This window comes from Ruegeria sp. F12, from assembly GCF_056533885.1.
Genome location: NZ_JBQFOV010000006.1, coordinates 198,241 through 218,596, shown reverse-complemented (window position 1 = coordinate 218,596; position 20,356 = coordinate 198,241). Strand labels below are relative to the sequence as shown.

Below are 20,356 nucleotides of genomic sequence, written 5' to 3'. Positions count from 1 at the left end.
ACAGGATTGAAGGCTGGAGCGCGATCCATGTCGAAGAGACCAATGAGGGCGGATATCGTCTGCTGTGGAAAACTGATGTAGGTGAAACGTATTATGAGTGGATCCTGAACGATCAGGGGGCCGTGGTGGGCGGGAACGCCGTCGACAACGTTGCAGGTATCGAAGCGTTCTACGATGTGGACCTCAACGATGACGACACTATCGGCCATGTGACGACTCCGATCGAATCTGATGGTGCGACCACGTTGGCGGTTTCGACCGCAAGCGGCTATCTGATCAATGGCAGTGTTGGCGTGACCGAAGGGGGCAGCGCTGTTGGACCAGACAGGATTGAAGGCTGGAGCGCGATCCATGTCGAAGAGACCAATGAGGGCGGATATCGTCTGCTGTGGAAAACTGATGTAGGTGAAACGTACTATGAGTGGATCCTGAACGATCAGGGGGCCGTGGTGGGCGGGAACGCCGTCGACAACGTTGCCGATGTCGAAATCTTCTATGGTGACGATATCGACGGCAGCGGCACGACTGGTCCGGGCGAGCCCAGAATTGCCGCTCAGCCCCAGGAAAGCGTTGCTTTTGTCGACACCCGTGACTGGGATATGTTCGAGTTCACAGACGAAACCGATGCCGATGAGCTGACCCAAGAAGACGAAGCCGAGCTTTTGGTTTTGAACGGGGCTCAGACCGAAGCGCTGGATACAGCTGACCAGCTTTTGGATCTGACCGTCGCTGATCTGCTGGAGCATTTGCTACCGGACGACGATCAGTTCCTTCTGTAAGGCCGGTCTGACAAGTAAAATTAGGGGGCTGCCGATACCGGCGGCCCCTTTTTTGCGCCCTTCCTGAACGAAGCGTGACGTTGCCAATAGGACTGCCAAGGCCAAAAAACTGAGGCTTAAGCGGCATGGCGCTTAACCCGCTGTTCTTTCCACACGAAGACCACACCTGAACGTGAAGGCGAAAACGGATTTGTGGTGAATAATCCTCTACCCCTGCGTGTCAGCCATTTTAGGTGATTACGAAACAAGCGATTGATCAGGGGCGTTGAAGATGGCCGTCAGACATCGAGAGATCAAAGCCAACGGGCGAGGAACCGTGACTCAGCAGGCCCGGTTGTGGTCGGGGCTGGTGCTGTTGGCCTATGCAACGGGGCATTTTATCAACCACGGTCTGGGGCTGGTATCGCTGGAGTGGATGGACCGGATGCTGGCCGTTATGTCCGCGATCTGGAGCTCGGTCCCCGGAACGGTTCTGCTCTATGGCGCCCTGGCGGTGCATGCGCTGTTGGGCGCGGTCACGATCCTCAGCATCCGAAGCTTGAAAATGCCGTTCTGGCGCTGGTTTCAGATCATTCTGGGGCTGGCCATTCCCTATTGGCTTGTCAGCCATATCATCGTCACCCGCGGGTCCGAGTTGCTGACCGGCGTGCCCGTCAGCTATTTGCAGGAACTGTCGCTGCTATGGCCGGTTGCGGCGATCAAACAGAATGCGCTGATGTTGCTGGTCTGGGGGCACGGGCTGATTGGCGTGCATTTCTGGCTTCGACCGAAGCATTGGTACAAGGACGGCTTGTTGGTGCTTTTGCCGCTGGCGGTGGCCGTACCGATCGTGGCGATGGCCGGATGGATGACAGCGGCCAAGCGCGAGGTGTTGCGCCTCAGCCTTGATCCGGACGGGGCAGAGGCGACAGAACTGGCCTTGCGCTTGACCGAGGTGCGCGCTGCCGTTTCCGAATATCAGGCGATTGCGCAGGGCTGGGTGGTGATCATTCTGTGCGCGCTGCTGTCCCTGTTCGTTCTGTTTTTGCTGGGCCAGAACCTGCGCCGCAAGGTGCGCGTGACTTATGGCGAAGGGCTGACCGTGGATGCGGCCCCAGGAAAGACTATTCTGGATGTAAGCCGCGACAACGGGATTGATCACCTGTCGGTCTGTGGCGGGCGGGCGCGGTGTTCAACCTGCCGGGTAGTGGTTCTGTCCGAGCAGGATGGCCTCAGCCCGATCGGCCCGGCCGAACGCAAACTTCTCGACAAGATCAACGCGGAACCGAACATGCGCCTTGCCTGTCAGGCGCGCGTGAACGGAGATGTCAGCCTCCGCCCAATCATCCAGCCTCAGCGCGCCGCATCGACGCCGTTGAAATCCGATCCGTTCGGCTGGGGGGTCGAGCGTGAGGTCAGCGTGTTGAACCTCAAGATCAAGGATTTCCGCCCATTCGTGGACAAGTCACTGCCCTATGACGTCATTTTTGTCCTCAACCAGCTTTTGGACATGGTGGTCGAACAGATCGAAGAGCAGAATGGCCATATCGACAAGTTCACCAATAACGGGCTGACGGCTGTTTTCGGACTTGAGACGCACAAAACCCAGGCCGCGCGCTCTGCGCTTTATGCAGCGGCCAAGTGCCAGTTGCTGGTTCAAGAGACGCAAGGCAGCCTTAGTCAGCATCTTGTTGAGCCGCTGAAGATCGGGATTGGGGTGCACTCGGGCCGGGCCATTATCGGACGGGTGGGCAAGACCTCGGACCAAGCAGCACCCAGCCCGGTGACGGCGATTGGCAATGTGTCGATCATTGCCGAGGCTTTCGAGACTGTCACCAATAAAATCGAGGCCGGGATCGTCTATTCAACCTATATGCATGAAATGTGCGGCCTGGGTATTCCTGACATGCTGGGTAAGACCGGCGGCATCACGATCCAGGGCGTGTCCGAACCGGTGCAGGCCGTCATTGTCAAAAACAGTGGCCCGTTGAAGAAAAAACTGGAACTGACCTGAGGGGGCGATCACAGCCATCGCTCCACATACCCGTTAAAAAGTGGGCCGAGATGGTGCGGGAGCGGGTGTTTTTGCCCATGCGGGAACCAATTGATTCGGGAGTGAGTCATCGTTTCCAAAAAGCGAACAATAAGTTTCCCCAAGAATCGTGGACACAATTTTGCCACAATGTCATCCTGCTTGGGTGGGCGGCATGTTTATTTTAGCACATACTGGTTTTTCTGACTGGCTTTGAAGGGGTATTGAGTGCCACATGCCGCCCCACGAACTTTCCCCCATCTACCGACAAACAAGGGCCTAGGCCGTTTGGACTGTGTCTCCGCTCAATAAGATTTCAGACACTTCGGACAGCACTTGCCGTCTGTGTGCCATCCCATCTGATTCCGGCAGACCCAGCTTTTCAAGAATTTGCGCCCAGCGGTGCAGCCAATCGTGTTTGTTCAGGGCTTGGGCCATGTTAACCCGGCGCATCTGATCGAGCTTACCCGGCGTTTCCAACAACCCGACGATCTGGTCAATAGCCTCGTCGGGATCCTCGGACAGGCGGAACACGGATTCTGGCCAATCGAAATACTGCCGATAGTCATCCGAGTCCGGCGCATAGCCGACCTGAGCGGCCCCGCCAGCAATGCCCTCAACATGGCGGGGACCCCAGGCAATATTGCCTTTTTTCTGATCGGCATGGCCGATCTTGGCGATATCCACCATGAACAGTTTGGAATGCTGAACCAGATTTGCCAGCAAATCCCGATGCACCGCATGTTGCGCCGTGGTCGGAGGTTTTGTTGCGGAATCATATAGATAGAAGCCCGCGCGATCCTTGATTACCTTGAGCAAACGGTCATGCAGCTCGGGCCGTCTGCGTCCCATGCAATAGATATCTATGGGGCGCTCAGCGGAAAGAGAGGTTGGCGCAAAACGGATCATATCCGCAGCACCAGGCAGGTGAATCACCGGTTTGCCGGTGATGCTGTGCAGGGTGTCGCAGGCCTCGGCAAAGGCGCAGGCGATCAGGTCGAACTTAGCCAGAGATCGGATCAGAGGCAGGTGGACGTGCAGGTCCTTGCTCCAGACCTCTTCCAGCACACAGACGGCCAGACCGCAGTGTTCGCGCCAGTTCGGGATCGCATCCAGCGTCAGCAGCTCCTGCGGTTTCTGGACGTCGCAAACAAAGATGTCATAGTCCTTTTGCAGCGTCACTTTCTGCGCACCAGACGGCCAGTGCCGGAACAGATCTGTTCGTTTGGACAGCCAGCGTTTGGGATCATAAGGCAGCGACCGGTCCCGTTTTCGGGCTGGGGCCACGATGTCGACCGCTTCTATTTCGGTCAGAACGTCTTCGAGTTCGAACCCCGAACAGCGCGAAACGTTGTCGTTCAATCTGCGTTGAGAGAAGATCAGCACATCGCGCGAGGCGGTGGTGGAAACTGAGGAACTGGTCAACCGCTTGATCCTTTAACACAAAATAAGGCCAAACTATCTCATATGGCGGCCAAGCTTCCAAAGGTTTTTTCCGAACCTGCGCTTGCACACTTGTTCAGCGTCACCGGCAAACACCCCAAGGAAAGTCTGAAAATTGTGGAAAATCAGGCTGTCTGTGTTTAAGTTTTTGGGGGCCGGCCTAGGTTGCAGAATCCCAGGCAAGGTAGATTTTGTTTGATTTCTGACCACGTGTCGTGCGGGTTGTTTTTGTTTGGGTGCCGTTGATGAAGGCGGGTGTTTAATGATTTTCACGGATTGTCCCTTGCGGCCTGCCGGCGTTGTTTCCCACAGGACGATTTGGCTTTGCGTGCGGGGTCCAATACTGACGTTTGCGCAGGCGTTTAGTTCCTCCACCACATTCAAAAGCACGGAGCTTGGCCGAGGGATTCGAATTGACGCCTCTGCACCGCGTGCACAATGTCCATTTTTTGCATTTACTGTTTCTGAAACAGATGCGACCCGGCCGCTCAATCCAGTCTGATTTCCTGAAAGCTCCGCAAGATAGTATCCCCAGCCATGATGAGTTCGAAACAGCAAAAACCAACGGTTCTGGTCACGGGTGCAGCGGGATTTATCGGACGCGCTTGCGTTCGTCAGCTCGCCACTGCCGGGTGCCGAGTCATCGCCACATATCGAAGTGGTCCACCCCCGCAAGTCTCCGGCGACGTGACCTGGATTAACGCAGATACGACTGACGCCGCGGAGATCCAAGCGGTGTTGGACCAGCACCGACCCAGCCATCTATTAGCGTTGGCCTGGTATATGGGGCCGGGAAACCAGCAAGCGTTGGAGAATTTCCTCTGGGTGCAGCACTCGATCGACCTGTTATTCGCCTTTGCACAGGCGGGCGGGCAGCGGGTTACATTTTGCGGGTCGTGCATGGAATATGACTGGTCCAAGCCGATCAAGCTGCATGAGCGCGAGACACCCCTGACACCGGCAACTGAATACGGCGCGGCCAAGGCGGGGTTGGCTACCGCTTTTGAAAAGATGTGTGGCGCGCTGGATCTGTCGGGGGCCTGGGCGCGACCCTTCTTTCTGTACGGGCCGGGTGAGAATCCACGGCGATTGGCGGCGGATGTAGTGATCTCATTGTTGCAAGGGCGCGAAGCCCTGTGCACTCATGGGCGGCAGAAACGAGATTTCCTGCATGTCGACGATGTTGCCAGCGCGATAGTGGCCCTGCTGAACAGCGACCTTGAAGGTCCGGTCAATATCGGCAGCGGCACGGCCATCCCGCTGTCTGATCTGATCCTTGAAATCGCCCGTCAGATTGGTGCCGAAGACCTGGTGCGTCTTGGTGCGCGCGAGGCCCGGCCGGGCGACCCGCCTCTGGTCGAGGCCGACAATACCCGATTGCGGACCGAGCTAGGCTGGTCCCCGAAATTCACTTTGGAAACCGGAGTTGCGGACACCATAGCCTGGTGGCGCCGCGAGATTGCGAAAGAAACCTGATATGAGTGACGAGAACATCATTATCCTTGGGTCCGGCATGGCTGGTCTGGGCGCGGCCCATCATCTGCATGGCGCGGGCGTTTCAAGCCGGATGTACGACAAAAACGCTTTTCCCGGCGGTCATACGGCAACCTTTGCCCATGACAGCGGCTTCATCTTCGACGACGGTCCGCATATTTCCTTCTCGAAAGACCCGCGTATTCAAGATCTGTTTGCCAGTAACGTGGACGGCAAATACGAAAAACTGCAGGCTTACGTGAACAACTATTACCACGGGGCCTGGGTCAAGCACCCGGCGCAGGCCAATCTGCACAACTTGCCTGATGAGCTGAAAACCCAGTGCATTCTGGATTTCATCGAGGCGTCCAAACAGGAAGTGGTCGAGAAGCCTGCGAATTATCTGGAATGGCTGATCTCGGTCTTTGGGGAAACCTTCGGTACGCATTTCCCGGCGGTTTACGGCAAGAAATATCACACCGTGGACGCCGATCAGATGAGCACCGTCTGGATGGGCCCGCGCCTATATCGCCCCTCGATGGAAGAAGTGATTCGAGGCGCGGTTTTCGCCGAAACGCCGGATGTCCACTATATCACCGACTTCCGGTATCCGACCGAGGGGGGCTTTATCTCATACCTCAAGCCCTTCATGGAAAAAACCGATCTGCATCTGGATCACAAGGTGGTGGCGATTGATCCGGTGGCCAAAACGGTTCGGTTCGAAAATGGTGTGACCGAGAGTTATGACAAGCTGATCTCCTCCATCCCGTTGCCGGACCTGATCCCGATGGTCAAAGGCGCCCCGCAATCGGTTCTGGACGCGGCTGCCAAGCTGGCCTGCACCACTTGTGTGACGGTGAATATCGGCCTTGCGCGCGATGATTTTACCCCGGCTACCTGGACCTATATCTACGACGAGGACATCGTCTTTACCCGCCTAAGCTTTCCGCACAAAATGTCGACTAAGACCTGTCCGCCGGGATGTGGTTCTGTTCAGGCCGAATGCTATTATTCCAACAAATACAGACCGCTGGATGTCGCGCCCGAGGACCTGATTCAGCCGGTGATTGATGATCTGGTCAAGATCGGGTTGATCACCGAGGATGAAGAGATCCTGCACAAGGATGCGCGTCTGATTACGCACGCCAACATCATCTTCGATCTGGACCGGGAAGAGGCGCTGCCGATCGTCCACAAATGGCTGGACGAAGTCGGCATCACCTATGTCGGACGGTTCGGCGAGTGGGGTTATCAGTGGACAGATGAGGCGTTCAAATCCGGTGAACGCGGTGCCCGGACCGTTCTTGAGACGCTCCAGGCAGTTTAATTCGAAACGCTTACAGGGACTTGTAGCGGACCCAGTCCCCCGGATTTCCGCCTCGGCCAATGCCGGGGCGATGACCGTCGCCGGTCAGGCGGGTCGAGCCGTTCGTCGGCCCGTTGCCTTGTTCCCACGTGGCCCAGGGGCGATTGCCGTTCTTCCACATATCTTCCAAACGGCGTTTGTCGGCGAGGTGGTCCATGCAGTACCAGAAGCCGGGATGGCGATAGGCCATCAGCTCTCCCAGCTCCATCAGCTTGGGCAAGGGGCCTTCTTCCCACATGATTTCGTCGCCATTTACACTGGCGACGGCGTCGAACACTTCCGGCTCTAGAACAAAGAAGCCGCCATTGATCCAATCTGCGGCGGTTTCGGGCTTTTCCATGAACCCTTCGACCAGACCATCCTCGCGCACCTGAAGATGCCCGAACGTGGTCAGGGGACGCACCATAGTGATCGTAGCCAGCTTGCCGTGCGACCGGTGAAAGGCCAGCAGCGCGTCCAGATCTACGTTTGACACGCCGTCCCCATAGGTCAGCATGAAGGTCTCGTTCCCCAGATAGGGCTGTAGCCGAGCCAGACGCCCGCCTGTCATCGTGTCGACGCCAGTGTCGATCAAATCCACGGTCCAAGGCGGCATTTGAGCGTCCAGCGCGGGGTTCCGGTATTCAGGTTCGCCAAACAACTCGCGCTTGGCAAAGTCGATCCTCAGGTTCCCGTCATGTTGACACAGATCGGACATGTACTGCTTGATTAGATCGCCCATATACCCAAGGGCCAGCACGAATTCATGATGACCATAGGTCGAATAATGCTGCATGATGTGCCAGAGGATCGGCCGGTTGGCGATTTCCACCAATGGCTTGGGACGAATGCGGGTTTCTTCTATCAGGCGAGAGCCCTTACCGCCTGCGAATATTGCTGTCTTCAACTGGGCCTCCCCCAAATACCTTTGAATCGAAATTGATCTCGATACGCGAATGGCCAGAGTCCACACTACCCACCGTGCGCCTGTCAATCTTTCTGCAACTGCATAGGGTCCGAAATTACCCTTTGCTTAGAAAAAAGTCGCAACATTCACGTGGGTTTTGACACGAATTGGGAAGCGCGGCGCGTTCTGTTCTGGAGCTCATAGTGGGCCCGTGCATCGGCCCGCAGCGCGCGGGCGACCAGATTCATTTTGGTCGTGTAGGCCAGGAAGAAAATCCAACTGGAACTCATCCGACTAAGAAGCGTGCTCTCGGTGATGTTCGAGAACAGGTACATCATACCCAGAACAAACACGAATACGAACGGATCGCGCTGCGGGATGTGGCGCATGCAGTAGAAAACCGAGAAAAAGAACCTCATTAGACCCAAAAATAGAAGGGCCACGCCGATAAAACCGGCATTCAAGAAGGTCTCAAGCAACCCGTTATGCGAATAATGCGGCAGGAACCCCAGCTCTCCCTTGCTGGCGTAGAACCGCAGGTGTGGTGCGTTTTCATTCCAATGGGCTAGATAACCCCAGCCCAACCAGAACCGCTCTTTAACATTGGGCCAGACCAGCTCCCAGATCGGGATGCGTTCGGACAGGGTGGGTTTGCGTCCGATCAGCGCAAACAAAGGCTCGGCAATCGGTGAGGCCAATAGGAAGGCAATCGTACCGACAAAGAGAACTGCAAACAAAATGAAGCCTATGGCCCAAATTGTTTCCAATCGCGGAACGATCTGACTGATCAAAAGCGCCGACATCGTGATCAGCCCGATGACCTGAGAGGTGCGCGATTCTGAGGCGATCAGCAAAAAGACACCCAGCAGGGCGCCGATCATAAAGACGGTTTTCAGCCGCCCTGTGAATTGTCGCGACGCATAGTAGCACGTCAGCATCGCCGTCATTGCCGCCAGTCCCAGCCCGTTTTTGTGTGCATAGATCCCGTTCCAGGTGTCCCCCCAGGGCGGGATACCACGTGCTTGCGGCAGGGTCATGATTGCGCCCATCGACAGAACCATCGAGCTCCCGAAATAGATGGCGAGAAAGATCAAAAGCCCACGCATGGACATCATGCTACCCAAAGCGATGGCAAACCCGGACGTCACGATCAAGGGAACGAGACGCTCGATTGAATAGGCGGGAAAATCGCTCCAGGTGATTGATAAGGCAGTCAAACAGATCAACAGCGTGATCTCGGGTGAGGCCGTCATGCCCCGGATCAAGTGGCGATAATACAGCAACGTGATGCCCATGATCGGTATCAGCAGCACGATTTCAATCTTCTTGGCCAGCCCCATTTGCCACAGCACGATCGAGACCACATCGGTGCCAACCAACAGCATGATCACCAGACAGGCGGCCAGAATCCAATGATGGAAGGCTGCGCCGGATTGTTGCTGGTATTGTGTCTGTCGGGTCAGGGGCGTCATCGCTGCGTAAGGTCTATCCAAAGAATTTGCGGTAGGAATTGGCGCGCCTCATCGGGTCGACAGCTTGAATTTTTCCACCGGTTTTAATCACTCGGTAAAGTTTGCCACGGCCGCGGTGGACCCGGCAAATGAATTATGCGCGCGGCGCATGATCCAAAAACCATCTGTACATTCGACGGGCGGGTGTCACAGTAGCCAGACAGGCGAAAGGTCGGCGGACGTGCGGTGAGTCGACCGGGCGATTGGGATTGTTTATGAGTTTTCATCTGTCGTTTCTAAGGTCCGACCTGCGATGACGTGGTTTTTCGTGCCCAGAATGATGTCTGCGGTGATTGCGATTGCGATCCTTGTCGTGATGACCCGCGTTCTGGGGCCTGCGGATTTCGGACGTTATACGCTGACCCTGTTGCTTGGGAATCTGATGTTTTCGTTCACCTTCCATTGGTTGGCGATTGCGATCGGACGATTCCACCACACGCCGGAATTCGAAGGCAAAACCATCGCCATGTCCCTGTCGACGGCTGCGATCCTGGCTGTGGCGCTGTTCGTTCTGGCAGCTCTGGTGTCGGTCATCCTGCCTGGTGGATGGATCGACGGCCTTTTCTTTGCGGCGATCTATTGCATCAGCCACGCGATGCACGAACTGGGAACCGCCTGCCTGCGCCAGTACCACGAGGGGCCGAAATACGCAGCCGTTACCTTGCTGCGCCATGGGCTGGGCGTTTCGCTTGCGGTCGGATTTGTACTGACCGGTGGCGGTTACAAAAGCGCGCTGATTGGCATGTCCCTGGGCGCAGCACTGACCGGGGCCTATGCTCTGGCGGAAACGCTGCGCCGCTCGGGCGTGGCGCGGCCAAAAGGGGCGGTGCTGAAAACCTATCTTCTATTCGGGTTTCCCGTGGCTGTCGTCTCCTCCACCGCCACATTCTTTGCGATGTCAACGCAATCCTTGCTGGCCGTCTTTGCGGGGATGGACTACGTGGGCTATTTCGCGGCGGCGCAAACCTTGGCCTCCCGAACTGTGCGCCTTCCGATGGAGACCCTGTCCCGCGTATGGGGTCCGTCGATATTCGAGGCGCTAGAAAAACGCGGCGCGCAATCGTCAGACGCGGTGCTGGAGCGGTATTTCTCGTTTCTGATGCTGATTGCGGTGCCCATCGTGGCTGCGCTGATCTGTGCGGCAAGCGTTTTTGCCAATCTGCTGTTCGACGCTGAATTTGCTCACCGAACCACAGGGTATCTGCGGGTTCTGGCGATAGCCTCATTTACGTTCGGGTTGCAGGGGGCGTATTTTAGCTTTGCCTTCTCGCGCGCCAAAAAGACTGGGCTGCAATTGACCATTACCTTGTGTTCGCTGGCTGTGCATGTCGCGCTATCTTTCGTCTTCATCTACCTTCTGGGTCCACCGGGTGCCGCCGTTGCCTTTTTGATCAGCGGATTGCTGAGTTTTCTGGCCTACTACCATATTGGCCGCCGCATCGACCCCATTGCGGTGCCCGTGCCAGAGATATTCAAAGCCGTTGCTGGAGCTGTTGCTTTCGCGCCTCTGGCGGTTCTCGCAGCTGAGTCGGGTGGAATCGTGTTACAATTTGCGCTGCTTTCGCTTTCAGCTGTCGTGATGTTCGTGGTTTTCGCATGCCTGCATCAGACGGCAACTGCCGCAGCATGGCGGAAGATACGTGGCTGGGCGTCCGCAAGCGGATTTCCCTCTTCGAAGTAATTCAGCGTTAACAACTTCTTAACTGAAGACCGACAGATTCGAGTGGGCCGGGTGGCGCAAATTTGCCCACTGGCACAATGAATTTTGAATCCCGGCTAAAGGGATATCGTGGTCCTGAAAATATGATGATATGATGAACTTGAGATCAATTTGATGTGTTACCCCGCGACTGTTTGACTTTGGGAAACTATATTTTCCAACAGTTGCCCCAAAAAACACACATTCTGGTTTCAGGGTAGGCAGACGCAGAAACGACGCATAAACCAAGAGCAAAACCGATGGTCATATTGTATTTACTGTCAGGTCCGCTGGTTGCCGCAATGTGTTTTGTGGCATTTCTTCTAACGGGCACAGGCCTAATTCAGGCCGTGATCTTCAGCTTCCTGATCGGATGCAGTGCTCCGGCTCTGATCGCCGGACTTCATTTTCTATTCAACGGAAGGTTGCGCGTGAAGATCGCTGAGAAATCCGCCGTTAAAACTGGAAACTGACAAAATCCCTGCTCAGCGCAGGGACAATACGCGAAGGGTGGCAAGGCTTGTTTGGACTGGCCTCAGCGGTTTGTTTTGGGTGAAGTTCAGCCCATTTTTAAGGCAGCGTGTCAATTTACTTAGCATGTTCACGAAATTGTGGTCGTTTTGTTAACAGGTGGTTAACAAAATCGTTGTCACATCAGACCATTAGTGCGAGTATCTAGCGGGGTAAAAATCCTGACCGCACATCATGTGTGAGTCGGGAGAAAACAAAGGGTGGGTTGTCGCGTTCGTGTGCGGCGTTCCCCAAATCTATTGAGCGGATAGTAGTCAATCGTTGGGTCTTTGCCTTGTTTTTTGGGGCAGATTCCCAAGCGGGTGTGTTGCGCGGCTGGAAGACTTGTTGGCGTGATTTTAGTCCGTTGTGTTAGTTTTGGGGGTTATTATGAACCAAATACGAGGTTCTTTCCAATTAGAAGAATCGGAAATTTATAAACCAAACCAAAGTTCTATTAAGGTCTGTGACGAGTTCTCCAATTTGCGGAGCTTCTACGCTGTCAAAGGCAAGCGTTTGCTGGATATTTTGTTGGTTCTAATCGGTCTGCCGTTTGTGCTGCCGGTCATGTTGGTGATTGCCGTCTTGGTGAAGTTGGATGGCGGACCTGCCATCTATCGCCAAAGCCGTGTTGGAATCGGCGGTCGCGAGTTCGACTTCCTCAAGTTCCGGTCGATGGTTTCTGACGCAGAGTTTCAACTTCAGAAACATTTGGCCGAAAATCCAACCGCTGCGTCCGAATGGGAAACAAAGCAAAAGCTGGACAACGATCCGAGGGTCACAAAATTCGGTCGTTTCATCCGTATGACCTCGTTGGATGAGTTGCCTCAGCTTTGGAATGTTCTGATCGGCGACATGAGCCTTGTCGGCCCACGTCCGATGATGCCGCAGCAGCAGGAATTGTATCCGGGGCGCGAATACACGCTGATGAAGCCAGGGATCACCGGCTTGTGGCAGGTGTCCGAACGCAACGAGGTTGAGTTCTCGCATAGGGCGATCTTCGACAGCGACTATGCGCGAAATCTGGGCTTCTGGTACGATCTGAAAATCCTGTTCCGCACGATCGGTGCCGTTTGCAATGGAACCGGCTGCTGATCCCGAACTGACCGACGATAGGATGATGGCTTATGAAACGCAGATTTAGAAACCCAGCGTTGCGCCTGTCCACCGCGTACCGCGCGCTCGGATTGTGCACCCTGCTAGCGATGCCAATGTCGGCGGCGGCGGATTTCAACCTTGAGCCAGGTGACAAGGTCCGTGTGACTTTGACGGGTTTGCAAGATCTGTCCTTTGAAGCGGCGATTGATGCCCATGGCGAGGTCAACCTGCAATGGCTGGGCCAGTTCCAAGCGCAAGGTCTGTCGACGGATGCGCTGGAGCAGTTGGTACGTCAGGACGCAGCGGGAAAGATCGTCAAGCAATATGACCAGAATGGCGAGATCTATATCATCCAGTTGGACGGAGATGAGATCGAGATCGCCCGCAATGGATACCGCCCGATTATCATTGGCGGCGATGTTGCGCGCACCGGTCAGATCGACTTTCGCCCCGCCATCACTGCGCGCGAGGCGGTTGCCTTGGCCGGGGGGGTTAGGAGCCGGCTACTGGCCGATGATGTCACCATTGACCCAATCCAACTGCTGCGCTGGCAGACCACCTATGGTCAGGCTGCGTTGCAACACGCACAGGGGCTGGTGACTGCATGGCGCGCCTCATCCGAGTTGGCGCAAGATATGGATCTGGCGCCGCCCAGTCAGGCCAGTGTTTCTATATCTCCCAGGGTCTTGAAGGAATTGGTGGCAGAACATGTCCGGATTCGCACCATCAATCAGGAAAACGAAGCAGGTGAGCGCGCCTATTTCGAAGATGCCCAATTTCAGGCGGCCGAGCGGATCCGGATTCTTGAAGAACAGAAAGTAGAGCTTGCCAAGGCTGTCGCGGCCGATGAAGAGGAAGAGGCGCGGGTCGTCGCGCTGGTCCAAAAGGGCCTCGCGCCGGGGTCCCGTATGGCCGATACTCGCCGTACAACCGTTTTGTCTGCAACCCGTTTGCTGGAGGTTGAAGAGGATCTGGCAGCCACAAGCCTGATCCTGACCCGCTTGAAACGCGATCAAGAGCAATATGATCAGGAACGGTCGCTGCGGTTGTTGCAAGAGCGTCGCGCCGCCAGCCTGTCCGTCCGTGATGCGCGGCATCAGATGGATACGATCTCGAAATATCTGGCTGGCGCGTCAGATGAGATCGGAACCGAAAACCTGATTACGGATATTGACTACTCGGTCACGATCTTTCGGGTGGTAGACGGACAACTGCAACAGTTGGGTGCAGACAAACTGACCCAGTTGTTGCCCGGTGACAGCGTAGAAGTCTCGGTGCAGGAGATCACGCAAGAGGTCCCTCTGACCGAATAACACCAAAATGCGGTTGGCTTGCGACGGGCGCGAGGTCTTTGGCCCGCGCCCGTTTCTTATTGCGAGGTCGGGGTGCCGCCCCTTTTGCTTTGGACTGGTCAGTTATCCGAGGATTGGGTCGCCGTAGTGTCGGACCTGTTTCATATCGACCCGCGTCGCCACCAGGGCCGAGGGGCGAACGCCCGCATTTTCCAATTCGCGCATTGCCTGCAGGACCGTGTTCTTATGCGTGCTGTTCCAGCGCGCAAACAGGATTACCCGATGCGAGATTTGCGACAGGTAAGCCGACTCGACCGCGCGCAACAACGGCGGTGTATCCAGAAGGATCACTTCATACATGTCGGACAGCGAATAGAGCAGGTTCAGGAAGGCCGGAGAGCACAGGAACTCACCCACTTCTTTGGCCTGAGCCTCGTCTTCCAACGGTCCGATCAACGGCAGGATATCCAGTCCGTCTTGCGGGGTGCTGACAATGTTGTCCTGAAACGACGCTGGGTGCTTTGCCCCGTGTTTCAACCCTTCGACGGACAGTTGCGACAGGTCGCGATAGGTGGAAGTGACCGTGTCGCAGTCAATGATCAACGTCCGATACCCGGCTTGCGCGCAGACCGACCCGATCAGCAGTAGGCCGGACGTTTTCCCCTCATCTGGTACCGCTGACGCGCCAGAGAAGATCATGCACCCATTCTCGGCAAAGCGCTGGCCGTGCTTGCTATCGACATTCTTGGTAAAGAACTCGGCCGCTTGAGAGGTGGTCAGCTCACTCTCGTTGCGTAGGGTGCGCAGACCAATATCGCTGCTGGCCAGAAGCTTACGCCCGAAATGCAGCAACTCTGGGTCCAGCTTTCCGTCATTGGTAAAGAAGGTTTCAAAGGGGGGGTCCTTTCGAACTTCGGGAATGATTGCCGAAAGTTTGACGCCCGTGGTGTTTTCAAGCTCATAGGTGGTTCTGAGGCGCGTTTGGAACAGTTCGCGGATCACGGCAAAACCCAGGCCGCCAAAGATCATTGCAATCATGACCCCGATCGCCATTTGCGCCCGTTTCGGCTCTGATGGATCGACCGAAGCGCGTGCAGTTTCGATAATGTGGGCCCCTGCATCCAGGTAATCACCCTGTTCGGCCCGACGCCCCAGTTGCGAAACAAAGTCACGATAGATTGCTTCTGCCACAAGAATCTCATTCTCGATCCGCTTGGTGACCGAGTCATGCTGAACCTGGCGTACCTGCTGGTCCTTGAACGTGTTGATGCTGATATTCAGCGTGGCTAGCTGTCCGTTCAGAATTTCCGTTTTGCGCTGTGCTGCTTCCAACGCACTGTCCAGAACCGCTTGCGCGTCATCTGAATTATTGGCCGTGCTCTGCGGTACCAGCGCCGATTGAACGGCGAATTCTACCGCTTCGGCGACATTGCCATTGTCCCTGAGCAGTTGGATGGTGTTGGTCTGTTCATCCAGCACAAACAGTTCTTCATTCACCAGCCGGGCGCGTTTCTCGGCCTTGATGCGCTGTGCCTTGATGGTGGCGTATTCCTCCGGTGAATACGGCGTTTCGACCGAATGTGCCTCAAGATCCGAGATGAGCTTGTTCAGGTCTTCGCGAATCTGACCGATCCGCGTTGCCAACCATTCCTGCGACTGGCTTAGATCATCGCGTTTCATGCGCGTCAGGACAAATAGGTACTCATTGGCCAGGCTGTTGGCGATGACGGCTGCTTTTTGCGGCGTTTTCGCAGAGACGCGAATTTCGTACACGGCTGAGGTTTCGCCGATCTGTTCGATGCGGCGTGCCTCCAGCAATTTCTCGATGGTCGCTTCGCGCTGCATCTCTTCCAGGGTTTGACCACTGTCGCCACCCTCGTCCGCGTCATCCCCCCCGCTGAGTGCACTGACCAGCCCGTTTTTCAAACGGCGCGCCAAGGCAATAGGAGACAGGGTAAAGCCAGTTTCAGCACCCGAGAATTCCGGATCCATATGCAGTTCCAGACGATCCACGACATTTTCGATCAGGTCGGTCGAGCGCAGAAGTTGCAACTCACTCTCAAGCGATGTCAGGGAAAGGGGCAGGCCCGATACCTGCGGCGTAAACTGAGTTTCGGTCTGAACGCGGGTCTCGATCATGACCTTCGCGCTTGAGGTGTATTTCGTGTCCGACAGGTAGGACAGCAGATAGGCGGTCACCCCGCCCAGAAATCCGACCAGCAATATCCACAGGATCGAACGTCGGATCGCCCACGCGATATTCGACAACACCCTAAGTTCGGGATCGCCGGCCGGAGCCTGGCCGAAACCCGTCAATTCAACATCCAATCCTCGGCGATACTGATCAGTCATAACTAATTAACAATCTGAAACACGGACTACAGAAAACATAGGCCCACAAACCTGTATTCAACAGAGAAAACCGCATATGTCGTAAACAATGTGCTAAGTTTCGGAGGATTGATGACTAATTCGGTGCGGCTTGCCTGCAATTGGTGCGAAGTAGGGTCAATTTCCAAGATGAACGGAAGATAAACTCTAATTTAATAGTAAGAATCGCTGCGGCTGTTACTTTGAGTCCAGCGTCGAGTGTTACCTGGTGATTTTGGAACGAGTATTGATGAACAAGACGGTCGAAATGCGCTTGCCGCACATATTGGTCGGAGGGGTACCCGTCGCGCAAGCCGGGGATGAAGACCTGACCAAAGCAATGGCGGAAGATGTGCTCAAACGGCGATCTGGCGCGTTGACACGTGCGGTGACTGTGTTCAGCTCGAATGCGCATGCCATATCCACCTATGCCACGGACGAAGGATTTGCCCGTGTGATGGATTCGGCTGATATCATCCATGCGGATGGCCAGATCGTCGTCTGGGCGTCTCGTATGGCGCACGGAGAGGGCGGGGTGCCCGAACGTACCGCAACCACAGATTTCATCCACTCGGCGGCTAAGGTCGCTGCTAAAAACGGTCTCAGCTTTTACCTGCTGGGCGCGACCGAAGAGATCAACCGAGATTGCGCAGCGCGCCTGCAAGAGATGTATCCCGGTCTTGTCATTGCCGGGCGCCGCAACGGGTATTTTGATCCCGCCGATGAAGAGGCGGTGATTGCCGATATCAATGCGAGCGGTGCGGATATCTTGTGGGTGGGGCTCGGCAAGCCGAAAGAACAGTATTTTGCCGCCCGTATCGCGCCGAAGCTGACGCAATGCGCCTGGGTGGTGACCTGTGGAGGGTGCTATCACTACGTGGTTGGGGACTACGCCCGAGCACCGCGATGGATGCAGTCCATGGGATTGGAGTGGTTGCACCGTATCGCGACAGGTCCGGGCTACCTGCTCAAGCGATACTTGCATACACTACCGCATGCGTTGAGTATCGTCGTCAGGAAAGACGTGTTCACAAAGTTTTTGCGCCGGTGACGGCAGGGGTAAAGGTGTCGGGCCATAGGGCCTGTTTTTCGAAGGTGTGAGCGAGTGACGAAGACAAATTTTATCGGGATTGGTGTCCAAAAAGCAGCCACCACGTGGCTGCATCATGTGCTTTCCGAACACCCGTCGGTGCGGACCAGTGAAACGAAAGAGCTCAATTTTTTCAATGCCCGTTACGATTTGGGGTTTCAGTGGTATGAATCCCGCTTCGACTCGGCTGAACCGGGCGTTATCCGGGGCGAATGCTCGCCCAATTACTTCTACAGTCGCGATGCCGCACAACGGGCGTGGGACTATAACCCCGACTTCAAGCTGATCTGTATTCTGCGTGATCCGGTCGAACGGGCGTTTTCAAATCATCTGCACGAGATCCGCAAAGGTCACATTCCTCCTGATACATCGTTCGAAGATGCGCTGCCGCTGAACCCGGCCTACACGCTGCAAAGCCACTACAAAGCGAACCTGCAAAACTGGTTGGACTACTTCAACAAAGGCGCACTGCTTGTCCTGCTGTCCGAAGACGTGGCGAAAGATCCTCAGGGAACCTATCGGCGCATTTGCGCACATTTGGGTGTCGCGCCCGAGGAAAACCCCTCTGCGATAACTGAACGTCATCACGAAACTATCGTATACAAAAACCAGGCCGTTCAGAATGCATTACGCAAGGGTGGTTCAGTTCTGCGTTCGCTTGGGTTGGCAGATTTGGTCAAAGGGTTGAAGAAGGCACCTGGCTTGAAGCAGGCTCTGGCTATGAATAAACAGCATCTGAAAACAAAAGTGTCGCCGCCCACACCCGAAACTCGCGTGATGTTGGCCGAGCAATTCCGCGACGACATGGAGTTTGTCGCGCAGTTTCTCGGGCGCGACAATCTACCTTGGCCCACTTGGCAACTTTTGCCACCGATCAAGACGGGAACGCACGGGTAAGATATGGGCGTCCGGGATACAGCACGGATTTTTGGGGACCTGCGCATCAACCAGATCACGCGTATGACCCGCCGCATTTTGGGGGCCCGGTTTCTGGATGGCCGGGATTTCATGCCGCAAGTCTCTGCCGAACAGGGCGCACATCTTGCCGCCCTTGCGCGCAGGGCGCGCGGTGACATCCGTACTCCGATCCTGATTTTTGGCGTTTTGCCCCGTTCGGGGACGAATTTTGTGCATGATCTGGTGGGAATGCACCCTGACGTCACCGCCGATCCCGGCAGGCTCTATGAGTTTCCGCTGCTTCACGCGGCTGGCGACGCAGCGGCCTTTTCGCGTGATTTCCTGCGGTACTTCCCGCGCAATGAGGAAGTGCTGGGGCATTATGACATGCTGGCCATGCTGGCTGGGGCATGGTTCCGCGAGTTGCAGGCGCAGGCCGAGGGGCAGCACATACTACTAAAATGCCCGCATGTGCAGGACCTGTCGCTGGCACGCTATATCTTTCCCGACGCCAAGATAATCCTATGTCTCAGGGACGGGCGGGACGTGCTGGACTCCTCGCTCAGAACGTTCTCGCGGTTTTCCCTGCGCAGCAAAAATTTCCGCCAATTGGCCGATGAATGGCGTTTGGGGGCCGAGGCGATTCTGAGTTTCAGCAGCGGCGGCCCTAATGAAAACGCTGATACGATGGTTGTCCGATACGAGGATATCGTCGGCAATACGCCCAGCCACGTGCAGCAGATGCTGGACCATATCGGGCTGGAGGCCCCGCGCTTTCCTTGGGCCGAGATCGACAAGATGCCGGTGCGGGGGTCCTCGCGTTCAACCGCTGCGAACGAACAGCGTTGGCAACCGCAGGCAAAGACCGCGGATTTCAACCCGGTAAAGCGCTGGGCCGAGTGGCCGGACAGCAAGAAAGCCCGGTTCGACAAGTTGGCCGGACAGGCGCTGGAGCAGGCGGGTTATGAGCGCTGATGCCCGCCATAGCACGCGACCTCATGTTGCTATTTGTATCGCAACCTACCTGCGGCCTCATGGGCTGAAGGCGCTGATCGACAGTCTGAACGCGCAAAAGCTTGAGGGTCGGGATGTGCGCGTGACGCTCGTGATTGCCGACAACGCGCCCGAAGCCACGGCGCAAGCAGAGTTAGGGGATATTCACGCCCTTTCGCGTTGGCCGGTTATCTATGTGATTGAACCCGCACGCGGCATTGTTTCGGCCCGGAACCGGACGCTGGCCGAGGCGCCGTCCGACGCGGACTATGTCGCGTTTCTGGATGATGATGAGGCGGTCTCGGACCAATGGCTTCTGCAGATGCTGGACACGATGCAACTGCCGGACACGATTGCTGCGCAGGGCCCGGTCGAGCCGAGGTTCAGAACCCCTCCGCCGGGCTGGGTCGAAGCGCTGAACCTGTTTCGAATGGGGCCGTATGAGCAGGGCGCTGCGCTGGTGTCAGCGGCGACGAATAACTCGATGGCCGATGCACGCGTCATTCGCGACCGCAACATGCGCTTTGATCCCCGGTTCAATATCACCGGCGGCGAGGACGAAGAGTTTTTTTCGCGCATGCGCCAATCAGGCGGTGTGATCCGGGCGGCGGCGCAGGCAATGGTCTGGGACGACGTGCCTGAAAACCGCGCGACGCTGAAATGGCTGGGACGGCGCTGGTTTCGCAAGGGCAACACGCTGGGGCGCATCGCCCTGATCCGGCGCAAAGGCGTCGCAATGCGTGCGGTCAAAGGGGTGGGTGTCATCGGATGGGGCTGTGTGATGTGTCTGTGCCTGGGGTTCGGCTCGAAACCCAGATGGTATCGGGGCTTGTTGGAGATCTATCGTGGCGCCGGGATGCTGGCTGCCCTGATGCGGGTGGAGTTTGCCGAATACAGCGCTTCGGCCGTGCAGGTCGACCGGGTCGGAGGCGGCTGAA

The 20,356-nt window shown here is 56.2% G+C and carries 15 protein-coding genes; 11 read left to right on the top strand and 4 right to left on the bottom strand.

Features of this window, described 5'->3' with window-relative positions; genetic code table 11:
- The coding region (locus ACR0CA_RS11240) for a hypothetical protein (protein ID WP_480899068.1) at positions 1-779 on the top strand (779 nt) is incomplete at its 5' end.
- A 271-nt stretch (positions 780-1,050) separates the two neighbouring features.
- Positions 1,051-2,772: an adenylate/guanylate cyclase domain-containing protein gene (locus ACR0CA_RS11235; RefSeq protein WP_480899066.1), complete on the top strand. Its 1,722-nt coding sequence runs from the start codon at positions 1,051-1,053 to the stop codon at positions 2,770-2,772.
- Between the two features lie 297 nt (positions 2,773-3,069).
- On the opposite strand, the gene ACR0CA_RS11230 is transcribed toward ACR0CA_RS11235, so the two are convergent.
- On the bottom strand, positions 3,070-4,215 hold the full coding sequence (locus tag ACR0CA_RS11230) for a glycosyltransferase (protein ID WP_480899064.1): 1,146 nt from the start codon (positions 4,213-4,215) through the stop codon (positions 3,070-3,072).
- 555 nt (positions 4,216-4,770) lie between these two features.
- Here ACR0CA_RS11230 and ACR0CA_RS11225 point away from each other — a divergent pair.
- Positions 4,771-5,709: an NAD-dependent epimerase/dehydratase family protein gene (locus ACR0CA_RS11225; RefSeq protein WP_480899062.1), complete on the top strand. Its 939-nt coding sequence runs from the start codon at positions 4,771-4,773 to the stop codon at positions 5,707-5,709.
- A gap of 1 nt (position 5,710) precedes the next feature.
- On the top strand, positions 5,711-7,033 hold the full coding sequence (locus ACR0CA_RS11220; protein WP_170789462.1) for a protoporphyrinogen/coproporphyrinogen oxidase: 1,323 nt from the start codon (positions 5,711-5,713) through the stop codon (positions 7,031-7,033).
- Between the two features lie 10 nt (positions 7,034-7,043).
- On the opposite strand, the gene ACR0CA_RS11215 is transcribed toward ACR0CA_RS11220, so the two are convergent.
- Together ACR0CA_RS11215 and ACR0CA_RS11210 are read right to left on the bottom strand one after the other, a co-directional pair.
- Positions 7,044-7,958 (bottom strand): sugar phosphate nucleotidyltransferase, encoded by a 915-nt coding sequence (locus ACR0CA_RS11215; protein WP_170789463.1) that lies wholly within the window; start codon positions 7,956-7,958, stop codon positions 7,044-7,046.
- 146 nt (positions 7,959-8,104) lie between these two features.
- Positions 8,105-9,430 (bottom strand): O-antigen ligase family protein, encoded by a 1,326-nt coding sequence (locus ACR0CA_RS11210; protein ID WP_480857941.1) that lies wholly within the window; start codon positions 9,428-9,430, stop codon positions 8,105-8,107.
- A 292-nt stretch (positions 9,431-9,722) separates the two neighbouring features.
- Here ACR0CA_RS11210 and ACR0CA_RS11205 point away from each other — a divergent pair, with 292 nt between their 5' ends.
- The 3 genes from ACR0CA_RS11205 (at position 9,723) to ACR0CA_RS11195 (ending at position 14,089) form a co-directional block, all read left to right on the top strand.
- The gene (locus tag ACR0CA_RS11205; RefSeq protein ID WP_480899059.1) at positions 9,723-11,150 is read left to right on the top strand and encodes an oligosaccharide flippase family protein; all 1,428 of its coding nucleotides are present in this window, start codon (positions 9,723-9,725) and stop codon (positions 11,148-11,150) included.
- Positions 11,151-12,194: 1,044 nt separating this feature from the next.
- Entirely contained in the window at positions 12,195-12,773 is a 579-nt protein-coding gene (locus ACR0CA_RS11200; RefSeq protein ID WP_480899057.1) for a sugar transferase, read from the top strand.
- A gap of 32 nt (positions 12,774-12,805) precedes the next feature.
- Entirely contained in the window at positions 12,806-14,089 is a 1,284-nt protein-coding gene (locus ACR0CA_RS11195; protein WP_480503513.1) for a polysaccharide biosynthesis/export family protein, read from the top strand.
- Positions 14,090-14,191: 102 nt separating this feature from the next.
- On the opposite strand, the gene ACR0CA_RS11190 is transcribed toward ACR0CA_RS11195, so the two are convergent.
- Positions 14,192-16,420, bottom strand: coding sequence for a GumC family protein (locus ACR0CA_RS11190; RefSeq protein ID WP_480899055.1), 2,229 nt, complete (start codon positions 16,418-16,420; stop codon positions 14,192-14,194).
- A 268-nt stretch (positions 16,421-16,688) separates the two neighbouring features.
- Between ACR0CA_RS11190 and ACR0CA_RS11185 the strand changes: the two genes are divergently transcribed.
- Genes ACR0CA_RS11185 through ACR0CA_RS11170 form a run of 4 tightly spaced genes read left to right on the top strand, consistent with a single transcriptional unit; the run spans position 16,689 to position 20,355 of the window.
- Positions 16,689-17,489, top strand: a complete 801-nt coding sequence (locus ACR0CA_RS11185; RefSeq protein WP_170773028.1) for a WecB/TagA/CpsF family glycosyltransferase — start codon at positions 16,689-16,691, stop codon at positions 17,487-17,489.
- Between the two features lie 54 nt (positions 17,490-17,543).
- Positions 17,544-18,425, top strand: a complete 882-nt coding sequence (locus ACR0CA_RS11180) for a sulfotransferase family protein (RefSeq protein ID WP_480549992.1) — start codon at positions 17,544-17,546, stop codon at positions 18,423-18,425.
- Positions 18,426-18,428: 3 nt separating this feature from the next.
- Positions 18,429-19,400, top strand: coding sequence for a sulfotransferase family protein (locus ACR0CA_RS11175; protein WP_170789469.1), 972 nt, complete (start codon positions 18,429-18,431; stop codon positions 19,398-19,400).
- Positions 19,390-20,355 carry a glycosyltransferase family 2 protein gene (locus ACR0CA_RS11170; RefSeq protein ID WP_480899052.1) on the top strand — a complete coding sequence of 322 codons (966 nt, stop codon included), beginning with the start codon at positions 19,390-19,392 and terminating at the stop codon, positions 20,353-20,355. The genes ACR0CA_RS11175 and ACR0CA_RS11170 overlap by 11 nt, the downstream gene beginning before the upstream one ends.
- Position 20,356 lies beyond the last annotated feature (1 nt).